This is a genomic window from Agrobacterium vitis (assembly GCF_013337045.2).
Classification (GTDB): Bacteria; Pseudomonadota; Alphaproteobacteria; order Rhizobiales; family Rhizobiaceae; genus Allorhizobium; species Allorhizobium vitis_B.
Genome location: NZ_CP118260.1, coordinates 116,242 through 129,558, shown reverse-complemented (window position 1 = coordinate 129,558; position 13,317 = coordinate 116,242). Strand labels below are relative to the sequence as shown.

Here is a 13,317-nt window from a genome sequence, read left to right as displayed (position 1 = left end):
ATGACGCGATCATTCCTTGCCTCCCGAGCGATTGCGGGCGTCTGCCGCGAAGAAGCGCTGAAACACGATGAAGACCACCAAGGGAACCGCCATGGTGACGATGGCCGCCACCGATTGTTGGTCAAGGTTAGGCTCGAATGAGCCTGCAATGCGGGCCAGAAGCACCGTCAGCGGCACATCGGAGCGCAAATACAGCATGGGCAGCAGCATGGAATTCCAGCACCACAGGAATTGCAGGATGCCAACGGTTGCCATCGGCGTGAGGGAATTGGGCAGAACGACATGAAGAAAGGTTCGGATCGGCGTACAGCCATCAATTTTTGAGGCCTCGATCAGTTCACGTGGAAATTCCGCCAGAAAGCTCTGCACCAGAAAGATCGACCAGGCGAAAGACAGTCCGACAAAGGGAATAAGCACGGCCCAGACATTGTCGATCATGTGCAGATCGCGCCAGAGCGTGAACAGCGGAATGATCACCACCTGCTGCGGCAACACGAAGGAATTGACGACAACCAACAGCAGAAGGCGCCGTCCGGGGAATTTCAGAAACTGAAAGGCATAAGCCGCAGCTGGTGCCAGAAGAACTGTCAGCAGCGTCGCAAGCCCGGTCAGTTTCAGGGATGACAAAAAGGCGGGGGCCAGCGGATATTTTGTCCAGACCGTCTGCCAGGCGTCCAGCGTGAAGCGCAGTGTGTGCAGCGACCACCAGCCGCCAACGGCAATATCACCAGCAGGTCGGATGGAAGTCAAAACCAGACCGACAACCGGCACAATCCAGAGGATGGCCAGAAGGCCGACGAGAACCGGAATCCAGAGAGGAGCACGGGCGTTCATGTCGCCTCCTTGGTGCGCTGGCGCAGCAAGGGAATCGAGACGAACAGCACAACGGCGAGCAACACGACGGTGGCCGCCGCGCCATAGCCAAGCTTGAACTGCATCATCGATTCCCGAAACATGAAATAGCCAACCGTCTCGGTGGAGCGCACCGGGCCACCGCCCGTCATGACGAAGATCATGTCAAAGGCCCGCAAGCTGCCGAGAAGATTGATGAAAACTGCCACTTTCAACCCCGGCAGCGACAGAGGCAAAATGATGTGGCGCATGATGGAAAGCGGCTTGGCCCCATCAATATAGGCCGCTTCCTTGATGCTTTTCGGAATGGTCTGGATCGACGCAAAGCAGGTCATCAGGGGCAGACCCACTTGGGTCCAGGCATAGGCAATCACCAGACATGCAAGGGCTGTGGAGGTATCGCCCAGCCACGCGCGGGTCAGGTTTTCCAGACCAAGCGTGTTCAAAACGGCGTTCAACAACCCGCTATCGCCGGGCCGGTAGATGCCGAGCCAGATGAAGCCGCTGACGGCCTCGGCAATGCCATAGGCGCAGAAAATCATCACCCGAAACGGCAGAGTGGTGCGCGGGGCCAGCGAACACAGCACCGCCAGACCCCAGCCGATGCCGACGGAGAGAGCCGTTGTGCCGACCGTCCAGACAATAGTGGTGATCACGGCGACACGAAAACTGGCATCCGCCAGCAGGTTTGCGTAGTTGGAAAGCCCCACCCATTTTGCCGGGGCAAGACCGCGAATATCAAAAAACGATAGACGGATCGTATCGATCAACGGATAGACGACAGCGCACAGAAACAACAGCACCATCGGTGCCAGCAGGATGAGAGCCGCTCCCCCATCCGTCTGGAAGAAGCGCCGGTTGGCGCTCCCTCCCGTCCGTGGCAGATCGGTGATGGCCGGCATCAATACGATCCCTTTGCCTTGGCCTCGATGGCAGCCGTCACCCTGTCGATATTGGCATCGCTGGGATCGCCCAGGAATTTCTGAAGCTGGATGCGATACTCGTCCGCCAGATCTCCAGGCAGGCCATCCCCCAGCACGAAGGCCGTATCCGCCCCGGTCACAAAGGTGTTGGACGCCTGAATGGCAGGGCTATAAAGCCCAACATCAACCGCTTTGGAGGAGGATGCTAACCCGCCCTTGGCAATGATGTTGGCACCTTCCCGGCTTATGGTGAAATCCATGAAGGCATCCGCAGCCTCGCTGTTGCCGCCGGAGGCCAATGCGACAAACTCCTTGGCATCGACACTGGCGGCAGTGTCATGCCCCTGCCCTGTGGCTGGAAACTGGAACAGGCCGAACTGATCCGGGGCAAGCTTGTAGACGGTCTCGGCGCGGTTGTTGATCCACATTCCCATCTGGAAAAAGCCAGACGTACGCTCCTTCAAAACCCGGTCGGAAGCGTTGTCCCACTCTGTTCCAAGCATTGTGGACGCATCGCCGCAGCAACCCGCGCTCAACAGTTCGCGCCATTTGCGAAGGGTCGCCTTAACGCGATCATCTGTCCACGGAATTTCATGGGCCACGAGTTTGCGTGAAAGATCCGCACCGCCTTCTCGCAAGATCAGCGTTTCAAACACTTCGGCATGCGCCCAGGTCTTGGCAGGGACGGCCATCGGCACCACACCAGCGCTTTTCAGCTTGGCGATAGCCTCCAGAAACTGCGCCCAATCCTTGGGCGGCGTGGCAATTCCTGCCTTTTTGAAGGTTCCGGTGTCATACCAAAGACCGCTGCGGTCGCCGTAAGTGAAGGTAACGCCGTAGAGTTGGCCGGAGACGGACCCAAGATCCTTCCAGCTGTTGTCGAGCCGTTCTCCCCACTTCATGGCGGAGTATGCATTATCCAGCGGGCGTAAAAGACCGGCGGTAACAAGTTCTGTGCGGAACGCTGGCCAGGTGTTGATCATCAGGTCGGCCTTTTCGCCGCCCATCAGCGAGGTGCGAAGACCTCCACGCGGATCGCCGGACCATGTCACCGGCACTTCCTTGATTTTCACATCCGGATATTTGGCCATGAAGGCTTTTTCCAGATTTTGGATCACCTCAAGGTCAGACCCCGCCATCCATTGCAGGATGACCAGATCACCTTTGGGCGCGGCCAGCGCCGAACCGCTTGAGGCCAATGCAAGGGTAAACGCTGCCAAAGTGAGACGCGCGCAGCGTGACGCATCCCCGGCAACAGCCGTGAAACTGGTAGTCATCATAGGGGCTCCTCCTCCCGTTATGACGCCATACTGCCATCTAAAATGAAACGATGTCAACTAAATTGATACTGCAAACAAAAACTGCCGGATTGCTGTTCTGTGTCGGGAATTTCGTATTGGGGAATTTGGAGGACGCCGGTGGACAACGGCATAAATCGAGAGGAAATGATGGGAATCTCGGGCTGATTTGAACCCGCCATCAGCCGTTTGCTTGACTATGCTGACCAGCGCACCACTTGCGAATTTCGTCGTTAAAATGCCGACCAAATGTCTCCGGTCTAACAAGAAGGGGCAAGTGCGAACGAGTATCCCAGGCGTTGACAGCAAATGTTCAACAGGCCTTTAGCAATCTTTCAACGAGGCCGAAGTTGTCCAGCTGCCTGGCTGAATTATGATAATTTATCAATACTTTACAGCCAAAGAGACTCAACAGTCGTGGGACACGACACAAGCGTTTTCAATCGTGGCTCACCCCCCTCTGGCTTGCCAGCCATCTCCCCCTCAAGGAGGGAGATCGGATGGGGTCAACCGCCCAGATCGACATATACGAGTGTGAGTTTCGACATGTTAAGATGAGATGTGAATTCCGCGCTGACTCTATCTCACCCCTCGAGGGGAGATATCCGGCAGGACAGTTTGGGCCGCGGAATAGCTCCGTCAGCCGTCAGTTTTCCAACCATCGCCTTCGTGATGCCGTCAGATGGGCATACATTGCCGCCTGTGCCGCGAGCGGGTCTCGTGCTTCCAGCGCAGTCAGAATTGCCTCGTGCTCGATCAGCGCCAGTGACCAGGTTTCGGGCGTCTCGAAGCGACCCCTTATATGGTCTGAGATGGGGCTATGGCGTTCGTCAAACAGATTGGCGACGATCTCCGCCAGCACCGAATTGCCCGATTGCTCGGCGATGGTCAGATGAAACTGGCGGTCCTGATCGATCGGCTTGCGCCCCTCGGCAATCTCCTGACGCATCTCTTCGACAATCCCGACAAGCGCCGCAAAAACCGCATCGGTCATTGCCGCAGCAGCCTTGACGATAACAGCGCTTTCGATGACGGCACGCGCCTGCATCAGCTCTGTCGGGCTCTCCCCCAGTGATCGCCCAGAGGCGGCGGACTTGCTGGCCGACAGGACATAAATGCCCGATCCCATGCGAATCTCGATTGTTCCGTCGATTTCCAGCGCAATCAACGCCTCGCGCAAGGACGGTCGCGAGACCCCTAGGGTTTGCGCCAGCTCACGTTCAGCGGGCAGCCTCGACCCTGCCGGATAAGGGCCGCTCTGGATCAGATGCCGAACCTGGTCGGCAATCTGTTGGTAAAGGCGTTTGGGCAATGTCATTTTGGTCAGTCCAATTTAAAGAATTTCGTCAATAAAACTATATTTATCCGAGATATTGCAACGCATGCAAGCAGGAAAGAATAATTGGCTTGACCAATTATCGCGGCATGCCCTATGTCTGTCTACCGAAAGTCTGGGAGGCTTTCACGAACTGGAGGACACCGCGATGGGAGGAGTGTCGCTTGCCGCTGGCGAGTGCAAACCCGCGCCGCTGCTTTTAAAACTGGAAGGCGTCACCAAGGAATTCCCTGGGGTGAAGGCCCTGCAGGACGTCAGCCTTGATGTCAGGGCCGGTGAAGTCCATGCGGTTTGCGGCGAGAACGGAGCCGGAAAATCCACGCTGATGAAAATCATCAGCGGCGTCTACCAGAGAGACGCCGGCAACATGATCTACAAGGGCGAAACGGTTCATTTCACCTCCACATTGCAGTCGGAAGCCGCCGGAATTGCCATCATCCATCAGGAACTCAACCTCGTTCCGCATCTCTCCGTCGCCGAAAACATCTATCTTGCCCGCGAACCACGGCTAAGTTTTATCGGTGGGCGTTTTATGGTCGACAGACGCAAGCTGCGCCAAGACGCCAAGCGATGCCTTGATCGCCTGGGTGTCGACATCAACCCCGACGCCCAAGTGCGCACGCTCTCCGTCGCGCAGCGGCAGATGGTCGAGATTGCCAAGGCCCTGTCGCTGGATGCCTCCGTGCTCATCATGGACGAACCGACCTCCTCGCTAACCCAACAGGAAGCACAGCTTCTCTTTCGCGTCATCCGTGACCTGAAACGCGAGGGAACCGGTATCATCTATATCTCGCACCGGCTCGATGAGATGGCAGAAATCGTCGATCGCGTCACGGTGCTGCGCGATGGGCGCTACATCTCAACGGATGATTTCGATGCGATCACCGTGGACTATATCGTCGCCCGCATGGTGGGCCGCTCGCTGGAGGAAAAATTTCCGGCACCGACCCGTTCGCCAACCAGGGACACCATCTTTTCCGTTTCGGGTCTTAGCCGCCATGGCGCTTTCACCGATATCGGCTTCGAACTTCGCCGCGGCGAAATTCTGGGTTTTGCGGGATTGATGGGCGCCGGTCGGACGGAAGTGGCCCGGGCGATCTTCGGCGCCGATCCGTTCGACAGCGGAACAATCCAGCTCGAAGGACGGCCCCTTTCGATTTCCGACCCGCGTTCGGCGATTGATGCAGGGATCGCCTATCTTTCCGAGGACCGCAAGGCGGGAGGCCTGGCAGTCAAGATGCCGGTCGATGCCAACCTGATGATGGCCAATATGGAGGCCGTCTCCAATCCGTTCGGCGTGATCGACAAGGAATTGCACCGCCAGTCGAGCCAGCACTATGTCGATCTGCTCAACATCAAAACGCCCAGCCTGAACCAACCCGTCCGCCTGCTGTCGGGCGGCAACCAGCAGAAGATCATTATTGGAAAATGGCTGTTCCGGCAGCCGAAGATCATGTTCTTCGACGAGCCGACACGGGGCATCGATGTCGGCGCCAAGCTCGCCATCTACCGGCTGATGGATGAGCTTGCTGCCAAGGGCATCGGCATCATTCTGATCAGTTCCGAGCTTCCGGAAATCCTGGGACTGTCGGACCGCGTTGCGGTTTTCCACGAAGGTCGCATCACCGCAACCCTGACGACGCGCGAAACGTCGCAGGAAGAGATCATGCTTTATGCCTCCGGCCGTGTCCGGGAGAGCGTGCGAGGAATGACCCATGGTTGAGATCACCACCGACAAGCCACCCCAGGCGGGCCAGGAAAAGGGACCCAAAAGGGGATTAAACGACCGACAGAAGGATATCATCCAGAAATTTGCAGCGCTTGGCTGCCTGGTCGTTCTGGCCGCTGTGTTTGCCCTCACCTCCAATGCCTTCCTGAGCGTCAATAACGGCATGACGATTGCACTACAGGTCACGTCCATTGCCTTTCTTGGTATCGGGGCAACTTATGTCATCATCACCGGGGGTATTGATCTCTCGGTCGGCTCGGTGCTGGCGCTGGCCGGAGTGGTCGCCGCCCTTGCCGTCAAGGAACTCGGCGCGCCGGTGTGGATCGGCATGCTGCTCGGCGTTCTCACCGGCACGGCCTGCGGGGTCATCAATGGCCTGGTCATTACCAGGCTGAAGCTGCCACCGTTCATTGCCACCCTTGGCATGATGCTGATTGCGCGTGGTGTCGCACTACAAATCACCGGTGCACGCGCCGTCTCGGGCCTTGGAGAGTCCTTCGGCGTTCTCGGCAATGGCTCGCTGCTGCGCTTTGAAAGCATTGACGATCAAGGATTTCCGGTGGTCAGCTTTCCGGGCATTCCCTATCCCGTGGTGCTGATGGTGATCATTGCCGTGGCCGCAGCCTTCGTGCTGAACCGAACCGTGCTTGGCCGGCATATCTATGCCACCGGCTCGAATGCGGACGCAGCCCAGCTTTCAGGCGTCAATGTCGCCCGCGTCACCGCCTTCACTTATATCGTTTCCGGCACGCTGGCTGGCCTTACCGGCTGCGTGCTGATGTCTCGTCTCGTCACCGCCCAGCCGAATGAAGGCGTGGCCTATGAGCTGGACGCCATCGCTTCGGCGGTGATTGGCGGAACCTCGCTGATTGGCGGGGTCGGTACGATTTCCGGAACCTTCATCGGTGCCTTTGTCATCGGCATCCTGCGCAATGGCCTGAACATGAACGGCGTCTCCGCCTTCACCCAGCAGATCATTATAGGCCTCGTCATTCTCGGCACCGTCTGGATCGACCAGATCCGCAATCGGAAATAACACCCGCCGTCAGGCGGAGACAGAACGAACATGGGAAGGGAGGAGCCTTCCCCCGCATCGGTCCCCGGCTGGGCCCGTCACACTGAGGAGGAAAGACATGCGTAAACTAGCCCTGGCCCTTGCGGCCTCCGTCTTTACACTGTCGGGCGCGCTCACCGCTTCGGCGGGCGAAATCGCCGTGATCGTCAAGACCGTCAACTCCACCTTCTGGCAGAACGTCCAGAAGGGCGCGGATGCCGCAATTGGCAAGCAGAAGGCGCACACAATGACCTTCCAGGGTCCGGCTGCGGAATCCGCCATTGCCGATCAGGTCAATATGGTCGAGAACGCCGTGAACCGGAAGGTCGATGCCATCCTGCTTGCGCCATCCGACCCGGACGCACTGGTCCCGGCGGTGAAGAAGGCCTGGGAAGCCCGCATTCCCGTCGTCATCATTGACTCGATGCTCTCCAAGGATGCCGAGAAATATTACCAGGCTTTCCTGGCGACGGACAACAAGGCCGCCGGCGAACTGGCAGCCAAGGCGATGATCCAGAAGGTCGGGACCGAAGGCAAGATCGCCGTGATGTCGTATGTAGCAGGTGCCGGTTCTGAAATCGGCCGCGTTGGCGGCTTTACCGACTACATCAAGGCCAACTCGAAACTCCAGATCGTCGGCCCTTATTATTCGCAGTCGCAGATGGCGACCGCGCTGAACCAGACGACCGACGTTCTTGCCGCCAATGCCGACCTGAAGGGCATATTCGGCGCCAATGAACCCACCGCCATCGGCATGGGCCGGGCGATCAAGCAGGCTGGCAAGACCGGCAAGCTCGTCGCTATCGGCTTTGACGGCAACCAGGACCTTCAGGAATTCGTCAAGGACGGCACGCTGGAAGCCACCGTTGTGCAGGGTTCCTATCAAATGGGTGAAAAGGGCGTGGATACGCTTTTGAAGCTTCTGTCGAAGGAAAAGGTCGAAAAGTTCATCGACACTGGTGTCGTGGTCGTCACCAAGCAGAACATCGACAAGCCGGAAGCCAAGAACGTGCTTTACTAATGCAAGTGCGGCACGCGGGTTTACCTCGCGTGCCGTTTCCCGAATTTTCCAGTTTATGGGCAGGACAATGCAGGTCAACGACAGGCGCACGCTGCGCAATCGCGATGTTTCCTTCACGGTGATGGGTCTGGGCTGTGCGCAGATGGGCAATCTCTATCGCTGGACGAGTTACCTGGAAGCGCTCGGGGCCTTCGATGCCGCCTGGGATGCAGGCATTCGTTACTTCGATACCGCACCCTTCTATGGCTACACCCGCTCCGAACGCCGTCTCGGAACGATGCTGACCGAGCATGAGCGCGCAGACTACGTGCTCTCCACCAAGGTAGGCCGCGTGATGGTCCCCGATGAGACCGTCGGACCAGAGGAAGACACCTATATTCAGCCCCTGCCGTTCCGTCCGGTCTACGATTACACCTATGATGCCATTCTGAAATCCTTTGAGGCAAGCCAGCAGCGCACCGGCGTGCTGAAGCCTGACATTCTCTATGTCCACGACATCGGCCAGATGACGCATGGTGACAAGCACGGGCATTATTGGGAGCAGTTGACCAAGGGCGGCGGGTTCAAGGCGCTCGGCCAGTTGCGCGACGCTGGCCTCGTCAAGGCCATCGGCCTCGGCGTCAATGAATGGCAGGTGGTCTGGGATGCCATGGATGCCTTCGATATCGATGTCGCCATGCTGGCCGGGCGCTATACGCTGCTGGAACAGGACAGCCTGACACTGCTGGACCGGGCGGATAAAGCCAATGTCGGGATCGTGGTGGCCGGGGTCTTTAATTCGGGCCTGCTGGCGGGAAACCGCAAATTCAATTATGCCGAGGCACCCGCCGACATTCTTGCCCGCGTCGCCGAGATCGAAGCGGCATGCGCCACTGAAGGCGTATCACTGCAGGCGGCGGCCTTGAATTTTCCGCTGCTGCATCCCGCCGTCGTCTCCGTGGTATCCGGCGTCCGCAACGGCGAGCAGATCCGCGCCAACGTGGCCTGGATGCAGGAAACCGTCCCCTCCTCCGTGTGGCGATCTCTGAAGGACAAGGGCATCATCGCCGATGGCGTGCCGATCGGAGCGTGACCATGATCATCGATGCACATCAGCATTTCTGGCTCCTGAAAAACCGGCAAGGCCAATGGCCCCCACCGGAACTTGCCGCCATCTACCGAGACTTCGGGGCCGCAGACCTGGAGCCGCAACTGGCAGCGACGGGCGTTGGGGGGACGGTCCTGGTTCAATCGCTGGCAACCGTCGATGACACGCGCTTCCTGCTGGATCTAGCGCAACACCATGATTTCATTCTCGGCGTGGTGGGCTGGGTTGACCTGAAGGCGGCGGATGCGGCCACCCTCATCACGGAGCTGGCGACGACCTATCCGAAGCTGAAGGGCCTGCGCCCCATGGTGCAGGATATTGCCGAGGATGACTGGATCGACGATCCCGCACTCGACCCGGCCATCGGGGCGATGCTGGCCTCAAGTCTTACCTTCGATGCGCTGGTTCTGCCCCGCCACCTCGCGCCATTGGAAAGGTTTGCGCGCCGTCATCCCGCTCTGCCTATCGTCATCGATCACGGCGCAAAACCCGTCATCGCGCAGGGGTTCTACAGCGACTGGCGCAACGCCATGACGCGGCTTGCCGACCTGGAAAACATCTCATGCAAACTGTCCGGCCTGCTGACCGAAGCCGGTTCGCAACAGCCCGAAGCCATTCGTCCCTATGCCGAGACGATCCTCGATCTCTTTGGGCCGGACCGGGTGATATGGGGCAGCGACTGGCCGGTGTTGACCCTCGCCAGCGATTACCAAAGCTGGTTTGCCCAGGCCCGAGCCATCGTGCCGGAAGCCGCCCATGATCGGGTATTTTGTGAAAATGCCCGCCGCTTCTATGGCCTTTGAGGGGCGTGATGACCCGTCTTTTAAATGAACTGAAGAAGGCACCAATGCTTGTTTCAATTTGCAGGCCCGGCGCAAAAGCGCATCACCGCTTTGTGGACCTGCCCAAGAGGCTGATATGACCCGCATTACCAATCTCAATGTTTTCGACCTGCGCTTTCCGACATCCGCAAGCCTTGATGGCTCCGATGCCATGAACCCGGACCCAGATTATTCAGCAGCCTATGTGGTTCTGGAAACCGATGAGCCGGGCCTGGAAGGCCATGGTCTCACCTTCACCATTGGCCGTGGCAACGACATTTGCTGCATGGCAATCAAGGCCATGCGCCATCTGGTGGTGGGCGTGGATCTGGACGAGGTGCGCGCAGCACCTGGCCAGTTCTGGCGAAAGCTGACCGGCGATAGCCAGCTGCGCTGGATCGGACCCGATAAGGGCGCCATGCATCTGGCCACCGGCGCTGTCGTCAACGCCTTCTGGGATGCCATGGCAAAGCAGGCCGGTCTGCCGGTGTGGCAGTTCGTATCGACCATGTCGCCGGAGGAGATCGCCGACATCGTCGATTATCGTTATCTCACCGATGCGCTGACCCGCGAAGAGGCTGTTGCTATCCTGCGCAAGGCGGAGGACGGCAAGGCCGACCGCATCGCTCTTCTCGAAAAGCAAGGATACCCCTGTTACACGACCTCGGCCGGATGGCTGGGATATGACGATGACAAGCTGCGCCGTCTGGCGCAGGACGCCATCGACCAGGGCTTCGATCATATCAAGATGAAGGTTGGACGTGATCTCGAGGACGACATTCGTCGCCTGACGATTGCCCGCGAGGTGATCGGGCCGGATCGGTATCTGATGGTCGATGCCAATCAGGTCTGGGAAGTCGGCCAGGCCATCGACTGGATGAAGAAGCTCGCCTTTGCCAAACCTTTCTTCATCGAGGAGCCAACCAGCCCCGACGATGTGGCAGGTCACCGCAAGATCCGCGATGCCATTGCGCCGATCAAGGTCGCGACCGGCGAGATGTGCCAGAACCGTATCATGTTCAAGCAGTTCATCACCGAGGGGGCGATTGACATCGTCCAGATCGATTCCTGCCGCATGGGCGGGCTCAACGAAGTTCTGGCCGTGCTGCTGCTGGCCGCGAAATACGAAAAGCCGGTCTGGCCGCATGCTGGCGGCGTCGGGCTCTGTGAATATGTCCAGCATCTTTCGATGATCGACTACATCGCGGTCTCCGGCACCAAAGAGGGCCGCGTGATCGAATATGTAGACCATCTGCACGAGCATTTCATCGATCCCTGCGTCATCCAAAATGCTGCTTACATGCCGCCATCCCGTCCCGGCTTCTCCATCGAGATGAAGCCGGAATCGATTGCGGCCTATACGTTTCCCACGTCAAAGACGGTCTGATACGTCAGTTTCCAATCACGCGACCCGTCATCCACTGAATAAAGGACATCCTGATGAAAGCGCTGATCTGCGACGAGCCCGGCCGCCTCTCCCTTATCGAGCGCGCCCCACCCTCACGGGCAGAAAACGAGGTTCTTGTGCGCATCCGCCATATCGGCATCTGCGGCACGGATTTTCACATCTATGCGGGCAAGCATCCCTTTCTGGAATATCCTCGGGTTATGGGACATGAATTGTCGGGAACGGTTGCGGAGGCGCCCGCAGGCAGCCGGTTGAAGACCGGCGATCCCGTCTATATTGTCCCCTACCTGTCCTGCGGCGCCTGCCACGCCTGCCGCAAGGGTCTGTCAAATGCCTGCCAGAACATCCGGGTTCTTGGGGTTCACTGTGATGGCGGCATGGCCGAATATGTGAGCGTGCCAGAAACAAACGTCGTGCCGACAGGTGGCATTTCACTTGCTGACGCGGCGATGATCGAGTTTCTGGCGATCGGGGCCCATGGTGTGAAACGCGGCAACATCCAACAGCAAGATCGTGTTCTCGTCACCGGCTCCGGCCCGATCGGCATGTCGGCAATCATCTTTGCCAAGGCAAGAGGCGCGCATGTTACGGTGATGGATACCCGCGAGGATCGCCTTGCCTTTGCCGTGGATCGCCTTACGGCGGATCAATCGCTGTTTGCCGATGCGTCGGCAGAGGCTGAAGTTGAGAGGATGACGGGTGGCGATGGGTTCGACGTGGTGATCGATGCCACCGGCAATGCCATTCCGATGCAGCGCGGTTTCAATTTCCTCGCCCATGGCGCACGCTACGTCCTGCTTTCCGTCGTTCGCCAGGACATCACCTTCTCTGATCCGGAATTCCACAAGCGCGAGGCAACGCTAATCGCCAGCCGCAATGCCCAACCGGACGATTTTGCCGAAGTCGTCCGCCAGATCGAGGCTGGCAAGGTGCCAACGCGAGCCCTGAACACCCATACCGGCCACCTTGATGATGGCGTCAAGCTTTTTCAGGAATGGTCTCAGCCGCAAGCCGGTGTGATCAAGGCTATCCTGGAGATTGGCTAGGTTCAGGGGTTGGCAATTCAGGAGACAGGCCGCACTTGAACCTGCCAGTTCTTTCGTGTCCTACACTCAACAAAATCCGTTGAGCTTTAGGATTTTATGGGCGTCGATCGAAGCCTGAAGCTTGTCCTCGGAGTTTCGATCGCCGTTATTTGCATCCGGATGATGCATTTTGAGCTTCTGCTTATAGCGGCTTCTGATCTCTTCCGGCGTTGCATCCGGCGAAAGGCCAAGCGTCTCGAAAGCCTTCGCTTCCAGCACCTTAAGCTTACGGCGTTGAGTATCCAATTTTTCCGCTTGGCGTTGTGCAGCGCTTTTACGTGCGTTTGTCGCCTTTGCCGAGCCGGAGCGGGCCGTGGAAGGGAGCGGAATTTCCGACGGTTTATTGACGCTGGTTCCCCACGTCTGCAACTTGCCGCTCGCCGCATCCTTCTGATAGCGCGCTGTTACAGGGTCGGACAGATTGGGTGCGAAATTGTAACCTTTGGTATAGGTTTTCACATGATCGGCACAGAACAGCAGATAGAGGCCCTCGGCAATTTGGCCGACAGGAGCGCGATGCGTTCCAGCCTTGTCGCAGCCATCCCATTGGCATTTCGGACCTGTCGATCCACGGTCTGGAGCAGGCTTTTTACGCGTCGACCGTAGGCCAACGAAAATCTTTGAATCAGAGGTCATGCTGCCTTATATGGCTTTACCGCTACCGTCGGCAAGGAATTTGGATAGGGGTCCCTTGCAGAAAATG

At 58.3% G+C, this 13,317-nt stretch carries 12 protein-coding genes; 7 read left to right on the top strand and 5 right to left on the bottom strand.

The genetic code is table 11. The features are described from left to right. Positions 1-9 precede the first annotated feature (9 nt). The 4 genes from G6L01_RS18580 to G6L01_RS18565 form a co-directional block, all read right to left on the bottom strand. Positions 10-834: a carbohydrate ABC transporter permease gene (locus tag G6L01_RS18580; protein ID WP_070163460.1), complete on the bottom strand. Its 825-nt coding sequence runs from the start codon at positions 832-834 to the stop codon at positions 10-12. After that, positions 831-1,754 (bottom strand): carbohydrate ABC transporter permease, encoded by a 924-nt coding sequence (locus G6L01_RS18575; RefSeq protein ID WP_234624704.1) that lies wholly within the window; start codon positions 1,752-1,754, stop codon positions 831-833. The genes G6L01_RS18580 and G6L01_RS18575 overlap by 4 nt, the downstream gene beginning before the upstream one ends. Then, on the bottom strand, positions 1,754-3,055 hold the full coding sequence (locus tag G6L01_RS18570) for an ABC transporter substrate-binding protein (protein ID WP_070163459.1): 1,302 nt from the start codon (positions 3,053-3,055) through the stop codon (positions 1,754-1,756). The genes G6L01_RS18575 and G6L01_RS18570 overlap by 1 nt, the downstream gene beginning before the upstream one ends. A gap of 664 nt (positions 3,056-3,719) precedes the next feature. Next, positions 3,720-4,391 carry a FadR/GntR family transcriptional regulator gene (locus tag G6L01_RS18565; protein WP_070163458.1) on the bottom strand — a complete coding sequence of 224 codons (672 nt, stop codon included), beginning with the start codon at positions 4,389-4,391 and terminating at the stop codon, positions 3,720-3,722. Between the two features lie 166 nt (positions 4,392-4,557). On the opposite strand from G6L01_RS18565, the gene G6L01_RS18560 reads away from it, so the two are divergent. The 7 genes from G6L01_RS18560 to G6L01_RS18530 all read left to right on the top strand — a co-directional run bounded on the left by G6L01_RS18560 (position 4,558) and on the right by G6L01_RS18530 (position 12,575). Continuing rightward, positions 4,558-6,132, top strand: a complete 1,575-nt coding sequence (locus G6L01_RS18560) for a sugar ABC transporter ATP-binding protein (protein WP_070163457.1) — start codon at positions 4,558-4,560, stop codon at positions 6,130-6,132. Next, positions 6,125-7,174, top strand: a complete 1,050-nt coding sequence (locus tag G6L01_RS18555; protein ID WP_070163456.1) for an ABC transporter permease — start codon at positions 6,125-6,127, stop codon at positions 7,172-7,174. Before G6L01_RS18560 ends, G6L01_RS18555 begins: the two co-directional genes overlap by 8 nt. A 97-nt stretch (positions 7,175-7,271) precedes the next feature. Further along, a complete protein-coding gene (locus G6L01_RS18550) occupies positions 7,272-8,213 on the top strand; it encodes an ABC transporter substrate-binding protein (protein WP_070147936.1) in 942 nt (313 codons plus the stop codon). Positions 8,214-8,280: 67 nt separating this feature from the next. Then, positions 8,281-9,285 (top strand): aldo/keto reductase, encoded by a 1,005-nt coding sequence (locus G6L01_RS18545; protein WP_070163455.1) that lies wholly within the window; start codon positions 8,281-8,283, stop codon positions 9,283-9,285. Between the two features lie 2 nt (positions 9,286-9,287). Further along, entirely contained in the window at positions 9,288-10,103 is an 816-nt protein-coding gene (locus G6L01_RS18540; RefSeq protein ID WP_070163454.1) for an amidohydrolase family protein, read from the top strand. Between the two features lie 115 nt (positions 10,104-10,218). Continuing rightward, positions 10,219-11,508, top strand: coding sequence for an L-fuconate dehydratase (locus G6L01_RS18535; protein ID WP_070163521.1), 1,290 nt, complete (start codon positions 10,219-10,221; stop codon positions 11,506-11,508). A gap of 53 nt (positions 11,509-11,561) precedes the next feature. Beyond that, entirely contained in the window at positions 11,562-12,575 is a 1,014-nt protein-coding gene (locus G6L01_RS18530; RefSeq protein WP_070163453.1) for a zinc-binding alcohol dehydrogenase family protein, read from the top strand. Between the two features lie 66 nt (positions 12,576-12,641). Here the strand turns inward: G6L01_RS18530 and G6L01_RS18525 are convergent, their stop codons facing one another. Then, positions 12,642-13,250: a J domain-containing protein gene (locus G6L01_RS18525; protein WP_070163452.1), complete on the bottom strand. Its 609-nt coding sequence runs from the start codon at positions 13,248-13,250 to the stop codon at positions 12,642-12,644. Between the last annotated feature and the right edge of the window lie 67 nt (positions 13,251-13,317).